General features: G+C 30.4%; 14 protein-coding genes and 1 other annotated feature. Of the genes, 11 read left to right on the top strand and 3 right to left on the bottom strand.

What is annotated here, in order from left to right:
* Nucleotides 1-13: 13 nt before the first annotated feature.
* Entirely contained in the window at nt 14-358 is a 345-nt protein-coding gene (locus tag CLPA_RS14335) for a winged helix-turn-helix transcriptional regulator (protein WP_003443284.1), read from the bottom strand.
* 221 nt (nt 359-579) lie between these two features.
* Between CLPA_RS14335 and namA the strand changes: the two genes are divergently transcribed.
* The 4 genes from namA (at nt 580) to CLPA_RS14315 (ending at nt 4450) form a co-directional block, all read left to right on the top strand.
* Nucleotides 580-1596: an NADPH dehydrogenase NamA gene (namA, locus tag CLPA_RS14330; protein WP_003443282.1), complete on the top strand. Its 1017-nt coding sequence runs from the start codon at nt 580-582 to the stop codon at nt 1594-1596.
* A 138-nt stretch (nt 1597-1734) separates the two neighbouring features.
* A complete protein-coding gene (locus tag CLPA_RS14325) occupies nt 1735-2253 on the top strand; it encodes a nitroreductase family protein (protein WP_003443280.1) in 519 nt (172 codons plus the stop codon).
* A gap of 92 nt (nt 2254-2345) precedes the next feature.
* Nucleotides 2346-3206 (top strand): Cof-type HAD-IIB family hydrolase, encoded by an 861-nt coding sequence (locus CLPA_RS14320; protein WP_003443278.1) that lies wholly within the window; start codon nt 2346-2348, stop codon nt 3204-3206.
* 188 nt (nt 3207-3394) lie between these two features.
* Nucleotides 3395-4450, top strand: coding sequence for an AI-2E family transporter (locus CLPA_RS14315; protein ID WP_003443273.1), 1056 nt, complete (start codon nt 3395-3397; stop codon nt 4448-4450).
* A 39-nt stretch (nt 4451-4489) separates the two neighbouring features.
* Here the strand turns inward: CLPA_RS14315 and CLPA_RS14310 are convergent, their stop codons facing one another.
* Nucleotides 4490-5245, bottom strand: a complete 756-nt coding sequence (locus CLPA_RS14310; protein ID WP_003443271.1) for a BclA C-terminal domain-containing protein — start codon at nt 5243-5245, stop codon at nt 4490-4492.
* A 131-nt stretch (nt 5246-5376) separates the two neighbouring features.
* Here CLPA_RS14310 and CLPA_RS14305 point away from each other — a divergent pair, with 131 nt between their 5' ends.
* The 4 genes from CLPA_RS14305 to ilvN all read left to right on the top strand — a co-directional run bounded on the left by CLPA_RS14305 (nt 5377) and on the right by ilvN (nt 9851).
* On the top strand, nt 5377-5838 hold the full coding sequence (locus tag CLPA_RS14305; protein WP_003443270.1) for a hypothetical protein: 462 nt from the start codon (nt 5377-5379) through the stop codon (nt 5836-5838).
* A gap of 213 nt (nt 5839-6051) precedes the next feature.
* Nucleotides 6052-7416: an ATP-binding protein gene (locus tag CLPA_RS14300; RefSeq protein WP_003443269.1), complete on the top strand. Its 1365-nt coding sequence runs from the start codon at nt 6052-6054 to the stop codon at nt 7414-7416.
* Between the two features lie 183 nt (nt 7417-7599).
* Nucleotides 7600-7844, top strand: a binding site (T-box leader).
* Nucleotides 7845-7898: 54 nt separating this feature from the next.
* On the top strand, nt 7899-9572 hold the full coding sequence (ilvB, locus tag CLPA_RS14295; protein WP_003443265.1) for a biosynthetic-type acetolactate synthase large subunit: 1674 nt from the start codon (nt 7899-7901) through the stop codon (nt 9570-9572).
* 3 nt (nt 9573-9575) lie between these two features.
* Nucleotides 9576-9851 carry an acetolactate synthase small subunit gene (gene ilvN, locus CLPA_RS14290; protein ID WP_003443264.1) on the top strand — a complete coding sequence of 92 codons (276 nt, stop codon included), beginning with the start codon at nt 9576-9578 and terminating at the stop codon, nt 9849-9851.
* A gap of 104 nt (nt 9852-9955) precedes the next feature.
* Here the strand turns inward: ilvN and CLPA_RS14285 are convergent, their stop codons facing one another.
* Nucleotides 9956-10378 carry a universal stress protein gene (locus CLPA_RS14285; protein ID WP_003443262.1) on the bottom strand — a complete coding sequence of 141 codons (423 nt, stop codon included), beginning with the start codon at nt 10376-10378 and terminating at the stop codon, nt 9956-9958.
* 520 nt (nt 10379-10898) lie between these two features.
* On the opposite strand from CLPA_RS14285, the gene CLPA_RS14280 reads away from it, so the two are divergent.
* The 3 genes from CLPA_RS14280 to CLPA_RS14270 all read left to right on the top strand — a co-directional run bounded on the left by CLPA_RS14280 (nt 10899) and on the right by CLPA_RS14270 (nt 18817).
* Nucleotides 10899-11606, top strand: a complete 708-nt coding sequence (locus tag CLPA_RS14280) for a thioesterase II family protein (protein WP_003443260.1) — start codon at nt 10899-10901, stop codon at nt 11604-11606.
* Nucleotides 11607-11687: 81 nt separating this feature from the next.
* Nucleotides 11688-17561 (top strand): non-ribosomal peptide synthetase, encoded by a 5874-nt coding sequence (locus tag CLPA_RS14275; protein WP_003443258.1) that lies wholly within the window; start codon nt 11688-11690, stop codon nt 17559-17561.
* A gap of 95 nt (nt 17562-17656) precedes the next feature.
* Nucleotides 17657-18817 (top strand): MFS transporter, encoded by a 1161-nt coding sequence (locus CLPA_RS14270; protein ID WP_003443256.1) that lies wholly within the window; start codon nt 17657-17659, stop codon nt 18815-18817.
* The last annotated feature ends 7 nt before the right edge of the window (nt 18818-18824 follow it).

Below are 18824 nucleotides of genomic sequence, written 5' to 3'. Positions count from 1 at the left end.
TAGGTTTATTTGATTATTTTTTAGAATCCTTAATTAGCATACCCCATTTTTTTAATTCTAAAAATATTGGCTCTAGAGCCTTACCTTTACAGGTTAAACTGTATTCTACATGAGGTGGAATTTCAGGATAAACAGTTCTTGTAACAATTTCTTTCTTCTCTAATTCTTTTAGTCTTAGGGATAGAGTTTTAGGACTTATACCTTCAAGAGATTTTAAAAAGTCTCCAAAACGGACAGTTTTATCAATCAATAAATCTCTAATGATTAAGGATGTCCACTTACTTCCAATAATATTTATAGCGAGTTCTATAGGGCAATTATCAGAATAACTGCCTCTTTCAAGTTTTATTTCTGACATAAATAAAATTCTCCTTAAACTTACTATTCACAATAATACTTACTTTTGTGAAATAATGTGAAAAAAATACTACTACTTTTCAAATAATATTATAAGAAATATAATATTATTAATCAAATAAATTAAATATAGTTGTAATTAAAAAATTATTTATTCACTGGATAATATTAAATACAGTTTATTACAGCTTATATATTAAAATAATTATAGGAGGAATTGGTGTGAAAACTTTTGAGAAATACAAATTAAAGAATTTAAATCTTGTAAATAGAATTGTAATGCCTCCCATGGATATGTATTCAGCAGATCAGTCCGGCATAGCTAACGAATTACATTATAATCATTATACTACAAGAGCTATAGGAGGGGTAGGACTTATAATAGTGGAATCTACTGCAGTTACGCCAAATGGAAGAATAAGTGATAACGATCTGGGCTTGTGGACTGATGAACAAATAGAAAATTTGAAAAAAATAGTGGATAGTGTTAAAAAGTATGGTTCTAACATAGCTATTCAATTAAATCATGGAGGTAGAAAATATGTTGGAAGTTCAGGAGAAGTTTTAGCTCCTAGTGAAATTGCTTTTGATGAAAAAAGCAAGATACCTAAGGAGTTGAGTAAATATGAGATTAGTGAAATTGTTGAGGCTTTTAAACAGGCGGCCGTAAGAGCAGATAAAGCTGGTTTTGATGCTATAGAGATACATGGAGCACATGGATATCTTATAGATGAATTTTTATCACCTCTTTCCAATGTAAGGAAGGATGAATATGGTGGGAATACTGAAAATAGAGCTAGATTTCTCAAAGAAATATTAGAGGCAGTGACAGAGGTTTGGCCTAAGGAAAAAGTAATATCTCTAAGAGTTTCAGCACAAGATTACAAAGAAGGTGGAATGACTGTAGATGAAATGATTAAAATTATCAATATAATTAAGAGATATATTGATATAATTCATGTAAGCTCAGGAGGATTGTTGCCAGTTCCCGTAAAGGACTATCCTGGATACCAGGTTAAATTAGCTGAAGAAATTAAAAATCATTGCAATATACCTACTATATCAGTTGGATTAATAAAAGATACAGATATGGTGGAAGAAATATTGTCAAATGGAAGGTCAGATTTAGTTGCCCTTGGAAGAGAATTGCTTAGAAATCCTTATTGGGTATTAAATGCAGCAAGAGATAAAAATATAGATATAAAATTTCCAAAGCAATATCTGCGTGCTTTTAAATAGGCTGATTAAGTATGTGAAGAAGTTCTAATAAGTTTATATTGAAGTAGAATGTGTAATTTTTAATTAAAAATAACTATATTATAATAATTTTCATTGTTATAATAATTATTAATATGAGTATTATATGGAGGTATTAAAATGGATTTTTTACAGTTAGCTAAAACTCGTTACTCAGTGCGTAAATATAAAGATAAAAAAGTTGAAGATGAAAAACTTCAAAAAATACTTGAAGCTGGAAGAGTTGCTCCTACTGGAGCTAATACACAGCCCCAAAAACTAATAGTAATAACAAAAGAAGAAGGACTTAAAAAACTTAAAAAGGGTGCTAATATCTATGGAGCTCCAGTGGCTGTAATCGTGTGTGAAGATCATGATGTAAGCTGGAAAAGACCTTATGATAATAAGGATGTTGCAGAAACGGACGTTGCCATAGTTTCAACTCATTTGGTTCTTCAAGCTACCGAATTAGGATTGGGTACCATATGGGTATGCTATTTTGATCCTAAAATAATAAGAGAAGAGTTTAATATACCAAATAATGTAGAAGCAGTAAATATAATAGGTATTGGTTATGCAGATGAGGAGCCTGCTTCTCCAGAAAGACATAAAGCAGCTAGAAAACCTTTAGAGAAAACTATAATTAAAGAGTCTTTTTAAAAAATGTAACCAGTGGTTTCAATTAAATCGCTGGTTATAATAAAATTTATAACATAATTTTATTATTTTCTAAAATAAAGTACATATGAAAAATGAGATTATCTCATGAAATTTATTTTGAATTAATAGATAGAAATGGAGAATTTATGGATACAAGATTTAAAAATTATTTATTGATTTCAGATATGGATGGAACACTTATAAATACCAGAGGAGAAATATCAAGGGAAAATATTTCCGCTATAAATAATTTTGTAAAAAAGGGTGGAATATTTACTATTGCTACAGGAAGAACTATGGAATCTGCAGGAAGGTATTTAAAACAACTGCAGGTGAATGCACCAATAGTACTATATAATGGAGCAAAGATTTATGATTATAAAAAAGAAAAGACTCTATGTGAAATATCTTTGGAGGAACCTGTAAAGGAGATAATCAGAAAAGTTAAATATGATGATAGCTCTCTTGGACTTGAAATTTACTGTGAAGAAAATGTTTATATATATAACCCCTGTAGATTTACTGAGAGATTTTCTAAAAAAGGCTATGAGATATACTACAATATTGAAGATATATGGGATAAAAACTGGACCAAGATATTAATACTGGGAGAAGAAAATCAATTGGATGTTATGGAGATAGACTTTATAGATACTTTTGGTGATGTGAACCTTATAAGAAGTGGAGAAAATTTTTTAGAGATAATTCCTAAAAATACATCTAAAGGACATGGACTAATTGAGCTCTGTAAAATATTAAGGACTGACTTAAGTAATACTATTGCAGTAGGGGATAATATGAATGATGCAGAGCTACTTAAAGAGGCTGGTTATGGTTTCTGCGTTGCCAACGGGAATAAAAAACTTAGGGATATAGTCAAATACAAATGCCCATCTAATGATGAAGCTCCTATAAAATATATAGTAGAATGGATCGAAAGAACTTTATTGTAAATCACTTGGATAGATGAAAGCTTTTCTCAGATCTAAATATAATAGGAATTATTTTTTCCTAAATGTTTAAAATAAGATTATGTATATCAGCTAAGGCATATTCAAATAAATAACTAGTCAGTATGTAGCCTATTTGACTTACTATTTATTTTCACATGCCTTATTTTAAGCTTTTAGGGAGTGATAAGATGAAGAAAAAGATAATTTATTATTTGATAATTATAAATCTTACATTATTAGCCTTTAATTCTCTGGGAAAGATAAGTTTTATAAAAAGATTTATAGGAATTATAGATAAAGCTTTTTTAATACCATTATTTATTTCTGTGCTTATATATTATATTATAAGACCTTTAAATAATGTATTTATTAAGAAAGGATTAAATAATGGAAAAGCAAGTCTTTTGACTTTAGTTATTTTTGTATTTATTTTAAGCGGAATATTCTATTATTTTACTAATTATGCCTATATTCAATTTCAACAGGTTACAAATTACCTATGGACCATAATAAATGACAGAAAAAGTATAAATGGAGTTATAAAATGGCTTAATAACTTTATAAATGTAAGTGAAATATATAACTTGCTTACTCTTATGGTTAAACATTATGTTCAGGGAATAGGACATAATTTTAAAAAAATTGTGAGTTACTTTATGAATGCTTTTTCCATGGTTTTTCTCATAATTATCATAGTGTTTTATATGCTTAAAGATGGACACAAGATTAAGGAAAATATAATAAAGTTTATTCCAGAGAAATATAAGTCTATTTCGGATAAACTATGTAATGATTGTGATGATATATTGAGTCATTATGTCACAGGTCAGGCAAAGGTGGCTGCAGCACTGTCAACAATGATATTTATAGGGTATATATTTATAAAAATGCCCAACGCTTCTCTTCTTTCAGGTATAACTTTTATTCTTGCATTTATACCCTTTGTTGGATTTTTTATATCTATGATAATTCCTATAGTAATAGCTTTAAGCATGGGATTTTCTATGCTCTTAAAGCTTCTGATTGTATTTGTAGTAGTTCAAACCTTAAAGGGTAGAGTAGTAGTTCCAGCTATAATGGCAAGGAGTATGAAGATACATCCGTTAACGGATATATTTTTGGTTATTGCAGCTATTACTATGCTTGGACCTTTTGCAGCATTTGCAATAGTTCCCGTTTATGCCATAATAAAAAATATAGTTATTGTAATAAAAACAAATAGAAGAACTCTGAAAAAAAGATAAACAGAGTTCTTTGTTTCAGAGTTGTATTCAATACTATATTTATTGATTTAATTTCTCTATAATTATACTTGCATTTTTACCAGCATTTAAATGTAAATCTAAATGGGAAACTTCTATTTTAACTGTATGATTATCATTTTTTAAGTTAAGAATTTCATGGCTTATAAGGGGAGTACCAGGTTTTGTTAAGGTAACGGGAATCACAACGGGATTATCATCCATAATTATACCTGCACTTCCAAGCGGTGAGGAGTCAGATGTATATAGTATAAATTCTATTTTATAGATTCCAGATGAATTTATTTTAAATTCATCATTTTTAATCTGAGTAATATTGTGTCCAAAGTTTATGGATAAGTTATTAAAAGGTATTGAACTGCCAACAGGTATTTTAAGTTCTTCTTCACTAGTGTTATTATATGCAAATACAGTAGTAGAATCCAAATGCCTAGGCAATAATGCGGTATTGGAATTACTTGCTTTAGATGTTGAATTATCATTAGATAATGGATTATTTATAACATAAGTATCTGAATTTTCTCTAGTAGAAAAATTAATTTTTTTATTATTAACTTTATTTAAAGCATATACATTATCAGTTGTCTTATTTTTTTCTGAAGTACTATGTCTTGTCACAAAGGTATTAGTACTTTTCCTATAAATATTATCAAAATATATATAATTTTTTTTAGTTTTATCTCTATTTATTACTAGGTGAGATTCTGCATTAAGAGATTTATTTAAATTTGGTCTTACAGATCTCCTTAAATGCCTAAATTGTCTATAAAGTCTCATAGGATAATTCCTCCTAATTTTACAATGCTTATTTTATACTTAATATATTTTATGTTATTTTTTAAAAGGGTGTTACCTTTTTATTTAATATGCATATACTGTAGTGTAATCAAAAAAACAGGAGTGTAGTTATGTATTATACCTATAACAGATATCAGGAACCGGAGGAGCCAGATGATATAAATGGTGAACAGTTCAATGATGCTTATGATGATTCTTTTCAGTACATTGAAGAACCAGTATATTATCCTTATAGAGATATACCACCTGAGCCTTTCGATTATTACCAATATGATTCAAGACAATTTAATCCAAGTGCACCTCCAGGACCACCACCATCTTCTATTCCAGCACAGCCACAGCAATTTTCAACTGGCGGCCCTGGGGGACCACAGACTTTTGCGGTAGATCCTGGTGCAATAAGACCTTGTCTTTTCAGATTTGTATATATTTGGCCTAGAAGGGGACCGGGTTTTTGGGCATGGCTTACCTTTATAGGAAGAAGGTCTGCTTCTGGTTTTAGATGGAATGGACGTCGATGGATATATTTTGGAATAGACTTAAGGGATATAAGAAGTTTTCAATGCTTCTAATAAGTAAACACATAATTATATAGAAGTAATTTTTTTTACAAATCAAAGGGGCTGTATTCAATACGCTTTACGTATTGAGGAAGCCCTTTAATTTTACATATATACTGTATTTGATTTTTTTATTTATATGGAGTATCATATAAAATAGGCTAAAATAGGTACTATTTATTGGGATTATTTAAATTATAATTATATTTGCCTAGGAGGACTTTTATGGAAAACACAACTTTTTCAGTAGATTTCGAAATGAAAAGTGCAAAATTGGCACTGGATTCTATTTGTATTTACAGGAAATTATTAGATGATGATGTTATAAGCAGCTTAAGATTACTTCTTGATTATATAAATATGGGTAAAGGTGAATTATCCTGTTTCACTAATTTGTACAGTAATTTCTTTTTTTATTTAGCAAAAAATGGTGCAAACTCTTTAGAGGAATATGTAGTTGATAAAATTATTTTTGATGAAAATTCTTTTTCATTGAAAGCACAAATTAAAATTGCAGAAAAAGATGAAAATTTAATGGAAAGAGCAGCTGCAAATGATTTGGCAAATCTTCAGCTTATTGCCAGATTAAATCCCTGTAGCATCAAGAATGAAATTATAAGATGTTTTGAAAATAGTGATTTTAAATACATAGTAGAAAGACTTCCAGAGTGGAAGGTTGAGGGGGATACTTCCTTAGATAATTCTCCTGAACATGTAAAAAAAATAAAGAACGTATTTTATTCAAGCAGTAAATGGAAAGAGTGTATAGTAGAACTTAGAAAATTCCATGAAAATTATGGCTGTGGCATTTTTGCAATGTATAGGGCCTTTGTTTGGGAAAGAGAAAATAATATTGGCTATTGTAAGGGAATTGAACATCCAGATCCTATTTCTCTTTCTGATCTTATTGGATATGAGAAGGAACGTTCTCTTGTACTCGAAAATACGGAACAGTTTTTAAAGGGATTTTCTGCTAACAATGCATTGCTTCATGGAGATAGGGGGACTGGAAAGTCTTCTACAGTGAAAGCTGTATTAAACAAATACTATACAGAAGGATTGCGTATGATTGAAGTGCCTAAAGCCTATCTTACAGATTTTCCTTATATAATAAGGGATTTAAAGGATAGACCTCAAAAATTTATCATATTTGTAGATGATTTGGTATTTGCAGATGATGAGCAAAGCTATACTGCACTTAAAGCTATGCTGGAAGGCGGACTTGAAAATAAATCGTCAAACATGATAATATATGCAACTTCTAATAGACGACATCTTGTAAAAGAATATTTTGATGAAAGACCAGGAATACAGGCATCTTCTTCAGAAGTTCATGCTAGTGACAGTGTACAGGAAAAGCTTTCTCTTGCAGATAGATTTGGTATAAATATTGTGTTCTCATCTCCAACTAAAAATGAATATCTTAATATTGTTGATGGAATAGCTGAAAAGAGAAAGCTTAAAATTGATAAAGAATTGCTGCATAGTGAAGCTTTAAAATGGGAAATTTGGTATAATGGACGTTCAGCTAGAACTGCAAGACAGTTTATAGACTGGATAGAAGGAAAGTTAGCTATGAATGAAATTTAACAATTTCATTATAATTTAAGAATTATATAAATTTTTTTTAATATAGTATCATCTATATAATATTTATATAAAAATTTTATTGTATTTATTATGAAAATAACATACTATTAATTTTAACTTTAATGAAAAGTACTTGACATTATTAAAATTAAGTAATAAAATTTGTAACAATACAAAATATACTTAAAAGCATTGAAGGGGAAGAGTATATATTATTCTTACATTAAAGAGAGGGAATTTAGGTGAAAGTTTCCCATGATAGGATATATAGAAGGTAGCCCTGGAGCATCAAATAGAAATCTAAAGAGAGTAGAATTTGACGAAAGCCCTATCGTTAAAAAGGGAAAAGTATGTAATATACTTTTTTGAGTGTGTACGGATGTACGAAAAAAGGTGGTACCGCGGAGATTATTAACTTCGTCCTTAGTTGGACGGAGTTTTTTATATTTGAATTTATTCTTATTTATGGAGGTATATTTATTATGAAGTTAACTGGGGCGGATATAACCATAAAATTATTAGAGAAGTGTGGAATTGATGTAATAGCAGGAATTCCAGGGGGGACCAATCTTCCACTATATGATTCTCTATTTAAAAGTGATATTAAACATGTTTTAGCAAGGCATGAACAAGGAGCTGCGTTTATAGCTCAGGGTATAGCACGTTCTACTGGAAAGGCAGCAGTATGTTTTGCAACATCAGGTCCAGGAGCTACAAATTTGTTAACAGCTATTGCTGATGCCAAACTGGATTCTGTTCCTATTATTGCTATAACTGGCCAAGTACCTTATTCTTACATGGGAACTGATTCTTTTCAGGAAGTAGACATTTATGGATTAACAATACCTATAACAAAGCATAATTTTTTAGTGAGATCTGTAGAACAATTGTTTCATGTTATACCTGAAGCTTTCAGAATAGCTGAAAGTGGACGCCAAGGTCCTGTGCTTGTTGATATACCAAAGGACATACAAAATACTGAATTTGAATTTGATGAATGGCCTGATATAGAAAGATTTTCTGAAAAATGTGATTTTGATATAGATGAGTCTTTAATAAAAAAAGCGGCAAAAATGATAAATGAAGCTGAAAGACCTATTCTATATGTAGGCGGAGGAATAACTAATTCAGATTGTGGAAAAGACCTGCATAAGTTTGCAGAGAAAAATAATATACCAGTTACTTCAACACTGATGGGACTTGGAAATTTTCCTATAGATAATCCCCTTTTTTTGGGGATGCTAGGGATGCATGGAGCCAGATATACTAATTTGCTGTTAAACAAGGCAGATTTACTTTTAGCCTTTGGAGTAAGATTTGATGACAGGGCCATAGGAAATGTAAATAAATTTTGTCCTGATGCTGAAATAATTCATGTGGATATAGATGATGCGGAAATTGATAAAATTAAGAAATCACATCTTTCAATTTGTGGAGATGTACAATCGGTATTAAATAAAATTATTACTTTAATTGAAAAAAATGAAAGAAAAGATTGGCTTGGTTATATTGAAGATTTAAAAAGAGAAAAGCCTATGGTTTTTCCTAGTAAAGATAAATATTTTCATCCAATAAATATAATTAAAAATATAAGTGGATTAGTTGAAAAGGATACTATTATTACAACGGATGTAGGTCAGCATCAAATGTGGACTGCTCAAGCTTATCCAATAACTGCACCTAGAACCTTTTTAACCTCTGGCGGTCTTGGAACTATGGGATTTGGGCTTCCTACAGCTATAGGGGCTGCTATTGCAAATCCTGATAAACAGGTAGTCTGTTTTTCGGGAGACGGATCTTTTTTAATGAATATTCAAGAACTGGCTACTTTAGCAGATTTGAATTTAAACATAAAAATAATAATACTTAATAATGGTCATTTGGGTCTTGTAAGACAGCAACAGCAGTTATTCTATAATGAACATTATATGGCATCAAAGTTTATCACAAGACCAGATTTTGCAAAAATAAGTGAAGGATTTGGCATAAAGGGATATAATATTAAAAATGATGATGAAAATTTGATGGAAATTCTTAAGGACATATTTGCTGAAGATGGTCCAGTTTTAGTTAACATACCTATAGATAATTTTGAAAATGTATTTCCAATGATACCACCAGGGGGAGGTATCTCAGAAATGGTAGGTGGTGAATAGATTATGAAGTATAATGAGAATTACGTAATTGAACTTATAGTAAATAATCATCCGGGAGTTATGTCACATATAGTAGGGCTTTTTTCCAGAAGAGCTTTTAACCTTGAAGGAATATTATGTTTAAGGATAGATGAGGGTAATACCAGCCGAATGTATCTTCTTGTTAAAAATGATGATCGTACAGAACAAATTTTGAAGCAGCTTGAAAAATTATATGATGTTATAAGAGTTTCTCTTCATACAGAGGAAGAGTGCCCAGTATTTAACACACTGCATTAATGGATTTGGTTAATTTTGTGATAAATCAATACAATAAATAAAAAACTGTCTATAATATATAAATTGCATTATAGACAGTTTTTTTATTTCTATAATATTTTCTTTTATTCCGGAACTACAACAAGAAGGGAATGAGTAATTTCTTGAAGAACCTTTCTAGTTACAGAACCTATTAATCTGGCTAATCCCTTTTTAGAAGATTTAGTCATAACTATTATATCAAATTTTTCTTCTCTTGCTTTTCTGAGTATTTCATCTGCGGCATATCCAAAAGTACTGGTAGTTTTAACATCATAGCCTTGAAGACGGGCTTTAGCCTTCTCAAGAGTTGCTTTACTCTCTTGTTGGGTATTAGTTACTACAGTATCTGACAACATCATGTCATTTATAATAACTATTTCTAGAACATTTAAAAGAGTTATAGTAACATCTTCTTTTCTAAAAAGTTCTTTTACATAATCAATAGAATGCAGGCTTCTCTCAGTACCATCTAGTGGAATTAGAATTTTTTTCTTATTTTCAGCCATATAACACACTTCCTTTTTTAATACTTGATTCTAATTAAGATACACAATAGAATCAAATAATTTTTTAGAGTAAAGTAAATTACTTTACTATGTAATATGCCCAGTGGCTATATTTTAGAATAATTATTAATTTTACTTTTTAAGGCTTGTATATAAAGAATTAAAAAGGTTAAATATTATCCCTTAATATAATTATATACCTTATAGGGTATAAATCAAGAATTTAAGTAACATTTAGAACATGATGAGATTTTTCATAAATTTACTAGTATTATTATGTGTTGATATTTTACTAATGTTAAAAATAAAATTACACAATTATAACAATAAATAACATTAATTAAAAGTAAATGGATAGAGTGTATGTAAATAATTATATATAATCTTAATAAATAGTAAATATTTTAATATAAATTATGGTTTTACTAAAATATATATTAATGCTACTATACAGTGATTTTGCTGAAAGTATAGTAGAGAATATTAAGCGGCCATTTTTTATATTTAGTAAGGTGATTATATGAGTAAAATAAAGTTGTTTTGTATACCCCATGCAGGGGGATCAGCTGCAGCCTATTCAAAATGGCAGAATTATATAGATCCAGCTATTGAAGTTTGTCCTGTAGAATTGGCTGGAAGGGGAAGGAGATTTAATGAAGGGTGCTATAAAGATATTAGTGAAGCTGTAGAGGATATATACAATATTATAAAAGAAGACTTAAATCAAGAATATGCATTCTTGGGACACAGTATGGGAAGCTTAATAGCTTATGAACTAACTCGTTATATTATAAAATTAAAAGGCAGAACACCTGAGCATATATTTTTTTCTGGAAGGAAGGCTCCTGACGTTTTATATGAAAATAATTCTATTCACAAATTATCAGATGAGAAACTAAAAAATAAATCATTAGAGTTTTCTGGAACGCCCAGGGAAGTATTAAGAAATGAATATATGTGCAGAGCTTTTCTTAAAGTTTTAAGACAGGACTTTAAAATCTGTGAAACATATACTTATAAAAATGAAAAGCTAAAACTTAATTGTAATATCAGCATTTTAAATGGAGATAAGGATAACATAAATATAAATCACATTGCCCTTTGGAAAAAACATACTTCTAGATCATGTCATATATATTCTTTTAAAGGAGGACATTTTTATATAGAGGATAACATGGAAAGAATAGCATCCATTATAAATTCAACTTTACTGCAATCAATAAATTGAAAGTTCAGCATAGAGTAGCCTGTACAGGGCTAGTGACAGATAATACAGAGTATATTTAAAATTTGAGAGGTGATTAATATAATGAATGGTCAATTGAGTAAAACTGCACAGGATATTCTACATATAATTTCAAATATTACAGGACATAATCCAAAGGATCTGGAAAAAGATATGTATCTTGAAGGTGATTTGGGCTTTGATTCAATAAAAATGGTAACTCTAATGAATGAACTTATGAAATTAATACCTGAAAATCAAGTTGAGGATTTCATGAAAAAAAATCCTGTAAATTCTTTAATGATTTTAGACACTATAGGAGATATAATAGAAGTTTTTGAAATATGGAATTCTACTGGAGAAAATATCAGCAGAGAAGTTAAGGAAATAATAGAGAAACAGGAATATTTGCAAAGAGGACACAAAGGAGATGGAAAAAGTCTTGAAATATTAAATGCACAATATCCTTTTTTAGCATCTTATTTTGCAGTAGGAACTATAACAATATGTAATGGTGTAAGGTTAAAGGGGAATCTTAATATAAATTATTTGTGGGAAAGCTGGAGAGAACTTATAAATAAACATAGTATACTGCAGGCATACTTTAAGGCGGCACCAGAGGCAAAGTCCTTTAAGGAATATAAGTTTTTACTGTCAGATTATATTGTACCACCAGAAATTTCTGTTCATGATATAAGAAATTTTAATCAATGTGAACAAGAACAATATATGGGTAGTAAATTTGAAGAAATAATAAATGAAAGAATCAATATTTTTAAATGGCCTCTTCATAATATTAAAGTTATTCAAATTAAGAATTTTGAGTATGAAATAATATTCTCTAACAGCCATCTCATTTCTGATGGGCTTGGAAATCAGCAAATAATAAGGGAACTTCTTGAAATATATAGAGGCAAGGTGCTGGGAATAGAATTTCATTTTGAAAAAGAAATATCCTCCTCATACTATAATGAAATAACTGAAAAAATCAATTTTTGGAAAGATAATAAGGAAATAAATCAATTTCACAAATATTTGAAAAATCAGGGTAAAAGCAAATATTTTTTTAATCCCAATGGTAGTAGAAAAGCAGATAATAATTTTGCTAAAGTAAAAAGTATAAAATACAGTATTGACAATAAAACTATGAACAGAATTTTTGCAGCTATAAAAAAATGGAGAGTATCCTTATTCACACTAATTGTCAGTGCCTATTTAAAAACAATCAAAGAACATTCAAAAGAAGATAGAAATATAATACTAAATTTACCTACAGGGGGAAAAGTATATCCTAGTGTTGACGCATCAGAAATGATTGGATGTTTTGCCCAGAATTTAGCCTTAAGTTTTGATGCTTTGGACATAGATGGGCACTCCATAGAAAGATTTGTAAAAAACGTAGATTTGGAAATAAAGAACGCATTGTCAGCTGGATTTGACAGAGCACAGACCTGTGAAGCAGCAGAGGAAATAAAAAACAAAGAAATGCTAAGGCAAGGAGAAATGTCATCTATTATTGCGGGCTTTATAAGAGGAAGTCTAAAATCTAATTTATATTTATCCTTTGTGGGAAATACAAAGATAGAAAGCAAGTATGGGAATATAGAAGTATATGATTATGAATCATATACCTCTACCAATGCAGGGGCTATTGACAATCTTATAGAGATATTTCAAGGAAGACTTTTCATATCTTCCAATTATGACAGCTGTTTATTTAACAGGGAAGATATAGATAAATTCATAAATAATTTTATAAATAATATTGAAATTATAGCATTTTATGAAGTTAAGGAAATAAAAAATGTTAATAATATGACAAGTTATAAATCTAATATAATTGATGAAGTTTGTAATGTATTTAATGAGGTGTGTTCTTCAAAAATTTCTAGCAGTGATATGGATAGGGATTTGGAAGCAGAATTGGGAATGGATTCATTACAGCGTATACGTATTATTACAAGATTAATCAAGAATTATAGAGGTACAGATAGAAATTCTCTGTTTGAATGCAGAAGTTTGAGAGAAATAATTTTAAATATACATAAAGATATGAACTTTCAGCAAAATATTGTCTCTTATAAGAGTTCAAAATCAAATGATAATATAGAAGAAAGCGTTAATATACCTTATATGAAAATAGCAAAGCAGTGTAAAGCAACCCCCAATACTATTGCTATAAGTTATGAGGAACAGTCAGTTACCTATGGAGAATTGGACATACTATCTAATAAAATTGCCAATTATTTGAGAACACAGGGAATTACAAAGGGAGCTCTGGTTGGGATTATGGTTTTACCTGGACCTAATATGCTAATAGGTATGCTTGGAATACTTAAGTCAGGAGCGGCTTATGTACCTATAGATGCGGCTTACCCTTCAGAGCGCATTAAGTATATACTTAACCATGCAAAAATACAGATACTTCTTACAGAACAGGAGCTAAAAGAAGAGCTTACAAGTGTACTCAAAGATAATAACAGTGTTCAGGGAATTGTGTTTTTAGATGAAGGTGAAATTATAAAGGATAAGGTAAGTTTTGTACAGATAGAAAAATATATATGGGAAGAGGCTTCAGAAAAAGTTCCTGAATATATAAATAATCCTGAGGATTTAATGCTTATTATCTATACATCAGGTTCCACTGGAAATCCTAAAGGCGTTATGCTGAGCCATGAAGGTTATATGAATAGGCTTCTTTGGCATCAAAAGATGTTTAATTTGAAGGTTGGAGAAAAAGTTGCTCAGAAAACCTCTTGCTGTTTTGACATATCTGTTTGGGAATTGTTCTGGCCCTTGATGTATGGTGGTACTGTATGCCCTGTAAGAAAGGATATTGTAAAGAATCCATGGAGATTAGCTGAATGGATCATGGAAAACAGAATTAATGTCATGCATTTTGTGCCATCTTTGTTCGGTGAGTTTATTCATGCTATAGAGTATGACAATTATGAATTTAATGATTTGAGATGGCTTATTTACAGTGGTGAAGCATTGCCTATGTCTTTTATGCAAAAGTGGATAGATAAATATGGAATGAGAATTGGATTGGCTAATTTATACGGGCCTACAGAAGCGTCTATTGATGTAACCTGCCATTTAATAGAAAAAAGGCCGGGAGCTGATGGTGAAACAAGTATTCCTATAGGTAAATCAGTTGATAATGTATATATACTTAATCTTGATGAAAATATGAGAGAACTTCCCCAGGGAGAAATTGGTGAACTTTGGATTGGAGGTATACAGCTTGCAAAAGGATATCTTAATAATCCTGAAAAAACTTCTGAATTCTTTAAACCAAATCCATTTAAATATATACCAGGAGAATATCTATATAGAACTGGTGATTTAACCTCTAAAAATACTAAGGGAGAGTATGAATATCATGGACGCATAGATAGTCAAGTAAAAATAAGAGGGTTTAGAGTAGAGTTAGGAGAGATAGAAGCTATTATTCACAGCCATCCTGGAGTAAAGGAAGGGGCAGTAATAGCTGCAGACTATGGAAATGGAAATAAAAAACTCATAGGTTTTATAGTTGGAAATAAAGTAGAGGATATTGATATAAAATCATTTGTAGGCAGTAAACTTCCAAAGCACATGGTACCTCATGAGATAAGAATTATAGATAATTTACCTAAAACACCAAATGGCAAAACTGACAGAAAAGCCTTGATAAACTTGTGTAATAGTTATTCTAATCCATATATTTCTTTTTCAAATGAAGATAGAATTAGCTCTGATATTTCCATCAATGAAATGGAGTATAGAAATGAAAGTGAAAAAAATAATGAGAGATTTAAGTATAATGAATTAAATGTGGAATCAACTATTACAAGAACAGATGCAGGAAAAATATTGCCTTTAGCACCTGCTCAAAAGTGGCTTATGGAGTATTTTGAATATCCTTATCAATGGGCAGGTTTCACAAGATTTACCTTTAATCAACCCTTGGATTTTAAGGACTTTAACAGAGCACTTACAATACTTACAAAAAAGCATGAAATACTTAGATGTGAACTTGTAAGGCAAAAAAATAAATGGGTGCAGAAAATTCTTTCAGAGGATCTAACAGCAGAGGCTGATTTTTACGATGGATCAAAGCTTTCAAAGAACCATAGAGATAAAAATATAGAAGGGATGATAGTAAAAACCGTTGAGAAATTAAAAGTTGATAAATGGCCCTTATGGAAGGTAATAGTAGTTAAAATATCTGAAATCTCCTATGATATATCCGTGATTGGTCATCATCTTATATCGGATATAATTACCAATGGAATATTATTTCAGGATATTTGGAGGATATATGCTTCAATTATTTCAGGAAAATCCTTATTGAAAAAAGAGGAAAGTAGAAAATCCTATATAGATTTTGTTGAAGCTATGGATATAGAAAAACGAACTAATGGTGAAAGGTTCATTGGTTACTGGAAAAATAAATTTTCAACAGAAGATTGTCAGTTCAATATACCTTTTGATTGCAATAAAGGACCTAATGATGAATCATCCTCTGTTACGGAAAAATTCAATCTGGGTAAAGAATTATCTTCAATACTTCTTGGAAAGGCAAAGAAATATTTTAATGCCAATGTGTATTCAATACTGCTGGCACCTTTATATAGGGTTTTAAGTAAAACCTATAACAGTTCAAATGTAATTATAAGTCATAGAGTTAACGGAAGAGATTTTAGTAATGATTACTTCTTTGAAACTGCGGGAGATTTTGCAGTGAATTTTCCACTTGGAGTTAAGGTAGAAGAAAGAGATGAAATAAAAACTTTAGTAGAGAAAATAAAAAATCAATTTGATGAAGTTCCTTTGAAAGGAGTAAGCTATGATCTTATTTCAGAAAATCTGCCTTTTTATATGTATCCTGATTTTAAGTTAACTCCTATTAGGGCAAATTATCTGGGAAATAGGAAAATTCCTGTATTTAAATCCATTGAATTTGCGAGGGAGAATATGGATAGAAGATTTTCTCTACCTCATCAAAAGAGAACAGCTCTATTGGAAATTTTCTTCTCCATAGTTGATGGAAATTTGGTGGTAGAACTTGAATATTCGGATAATCTATTTAATGCACTGACTATTAAGAAATTAGGAAACAGGTATATTTCTGATTTAGAAATAATGCTTTCGGAAGTTTCTTTGGATTTTGAAAAAAATGTAGGAGAATTTATTAAAAACAATACTAAAGGACAGCTTTCAAATAAAGTTGCAGTTATAACTGGAGGAGGAACTGGTATAGGAAGAGCCATTGCTTTAAATATGGCAAAGGAAGAAGCTGCTGTAATTATAACAGGAAGAACTGGCTCAAAGCTTCAGCAGGTTGTAAAAGAAATCAGAAGCTTTGGCGGAGAAGCCTATGCTGTAGAAGCAAATATAACCAATCTTCAAGAAATAAAAAGTATGATAAATTCATTAATAGACAGATTCGGTAAAATAGATATTCTTGTAAATAATGCAGGTATTACAAAAATGTCTTCTCTAGTAGATACTGATCCAGAAGAGTGGAGAGAAATAATAAATACAAATTTATTTGGTACTTACAATCTTTGTTATGCTGTGACACCTTTTATGATTAAGGAAAGAGGCGGGAAAATAATAAATATAGGCTCAGATTCTTCCTTGATAGGATATCCTCTTATGACTGCCTATGCCGCTTCTAAGCATGGAGTTCTAGGGCTTACTAAAGCTCTTTCTGAGGAATTAAAGCTCTACAACATTCAGGTTAATGCAGTTTGTCCTGCATTAGTAGATACGGGTATGATACCGTCAGCTCTCAAATCAAAGGCTATAGCACCGGAGAAAGTAGCAGGAGTAGTTATGTTTTTAGCTTCAGAGAATGCAGATTGTATAAATGGAGAGAATATTCAGGTATATGGAAAACAAGATATGCATTGGTTTGGCTCACAGCAGATGAGTATGCTTCAAGGAATTTTAGACTACAGGAAATAATCATAGAATACAAAAGTTAGGCTTGATGAGAATATAAACTCTCATCAAGTGATATTCGCTGATTGAACATTGCTTATAATCAGGAGGTATTTCTAATGAGTGAAAATATGAAAATAGATAAAATATTTAACAATAATAAATGGGTGATATATCTAATGGCACTGCTTATTGGAAGTGCCATAGGTATAATAATCCCCCTTACCTCTACTCATATGTTAAAAAACAATGTAAGTGAGCTGCTTATTGGAATTATTGCTTCCATATATTTTTTAGCAGTAGCTTTAGGAACTGTATTTATAAATAAAAAGATGAAAAATAAAGATCTCAGAAAGCTTATTGCGGTAGGATTAATTATAAGTTCAGTATGTACTATACTTTTCCCGTTTATTTCTGGAGGTATATTGTGGCTTATTCTTATGGCGGTAATGGGATTTGGCGTTAGTTTTCATCTGGTAGGAACTCAGACAGCTCTTCATAGTTTTGCAAATGATTCTATAAGAGGATTGGTAAGCGGAATTTATACATTATTCTTTGCTTTTGGTTTTGCATTAGGGACTATAGGTGGACCTAAGCTTTATGAAATGAATATATATATGTCTTTTGCAGCAGGAGCATTGTCCCTTATCATAGCAGCTTTCATTGTAATTCTTAAGATAAAAGTTAAGCTTTTTATATATGGAGAGTCAAAGGGAGACATAATAAAAAGAATATCTCTTTCACTTCAGGGGGCTTTTTCCTATGGCTTTATAGAAAATACTATTGCCTCTATGTATCCAATTTTTCTTTTTAAATATAATTTTACTCTTTCACAAATGGGATATGCACTGGGAATGTTTGTAATTGGAGGCATAGTAGGAACAATACCCATAAGCTATACTAGCGATAGGATAGGAAGAGAAAAGGGACTTATAATAGGAGTAATTATATCCTTAATAGGTTTTATGGGAATAATTGAATTTGATGGATTTACTTATAAATTGTTTTTTTCTTTTATATGCGGAATTGGCATAGGGGCCATATATCCTGTTTCTATGGCTATTGGGATACAAGGATTGAATAAAGAGGAGATAATATCAGCTGCTTCTGATTTTACTTTTTTCTATAGTTTTGGCTGTGCAGCAGGACCTGCCGTATCTTCCCTTGCTATGGATAGATTAGGTAATAACTATCTATTTAGTTTAAGCGTAATACTTTTAATTGCACTTTTACCTCATTTATTTTTAAGGGTAAATAGATCACAAGTGCAGGAAACTTAATGTTTTT

Origin of the sequence: Clostridium pasteurianum DSM 525 = ATCC 6013 (assembly GCF_000807255.1) — a bacterium.
Lineage (GTDB): Bacteria > Bacillota > Clostridia > Clostridiales > Clostridiaceae > Clostridium_I > Clostridium_I pasteurianum.
Note: the sequence above shows the minus strand (reverse complement) of the source record. Positions and strands in the feature narration are given on the sequence as shown.

Excerpts from the sequence above, each read along its gene's own strand:
- CLPA_RS14335 (WP_003443284.1), bottom strand. The coding sequence starts at position 358 with ATGTCAGAAATAAAACTTGAAAGAGGCAGTTATTCTGATAATTGCCCT.
- CLPA_RS14325 (WP_003443280.1), top strand. The coding sequence starts at position 1,735 with ATGGATTTTTTACAGTTAGCTAAAACTCGTTACTCAGTGCGTAAATAT.
- CLPA_RS14320 (WP_003443278.1), top strand. The coding sequence starts at position 2,346 with ATGAGATTATCTCATGAAATTTATTTTGAATTAATAGATAGAAATGGA.
- CLPA_RS14315 (WP_003443273.1), top strand. The coding sequence starts at position 3,395 with ATGAAGAAAAAGATAATTTATTATTTGATAATTATAAATCTTACATTA.
- CLPA_RS14310 (WP_003443271.1), bottom strand. The coding sequence starts at position 5,245 with ATGAGACTTTATAGACAATTTAGGCATTTAAGGAGATCTGTAAGACCA.
- CLPA_RS14305 (WP_003443270.1), top strand. The coding sequence starts at position 5,377 with ATGTATTATACCTATAACAGATATCAGGAACCGGAGGAGCCAGATGAT.
- CLPA_RS14300 (WP_003443269.1), top strand. The coding sequence starts at position 6,052 with ATGGAAAACACAACTTTTTCAGTAGATTTCGAAATGAAAAGTGCAAAA.
- ilvB (WP_003443265.1), top strand. The coding sequence starts at position 7,899 with ATGAAGTTAACTGGGGCGGATATAACCATAAAATTATTAGAGAAGTGT.
- ilvN (WP_003443264.1), top strand. The coding sequence starts at position 9,576 with ATGAAGTATAATGAGAATTACGTAATTGAACTTATAGTAAATAATCAT.
- CLPA_RS14285 (WP_003443262.1), bottom strand. The coding sequence starts at position 10,378 with ATGGCTGAAAATAAGAAAAAAATTCTAATTCCACTAGATGGTACTGAG.
- CLPA_RS14280 (WP_003443260.1), top strand. The coding sequence starts at position 10,899 with ATGAGTAAAATAAAGTTGTTTTGTATACCCCATGCAGGGGGATCAGCT.
- CLPA_RS14275 (WP_003443258.1), top strand. The coding sequence starts at position 11,688 with ATGAATGGTCAATTGAGTAAAACTGCACAGGATATTCTACATATAATT.
- CLPA_RS14270 (WP_003443256.1), top strand. The coding sequence starts at position 17,657 with ATGAGTGAAAATATGAAAATAGATAAAATATTTAACAATAATAAATGG.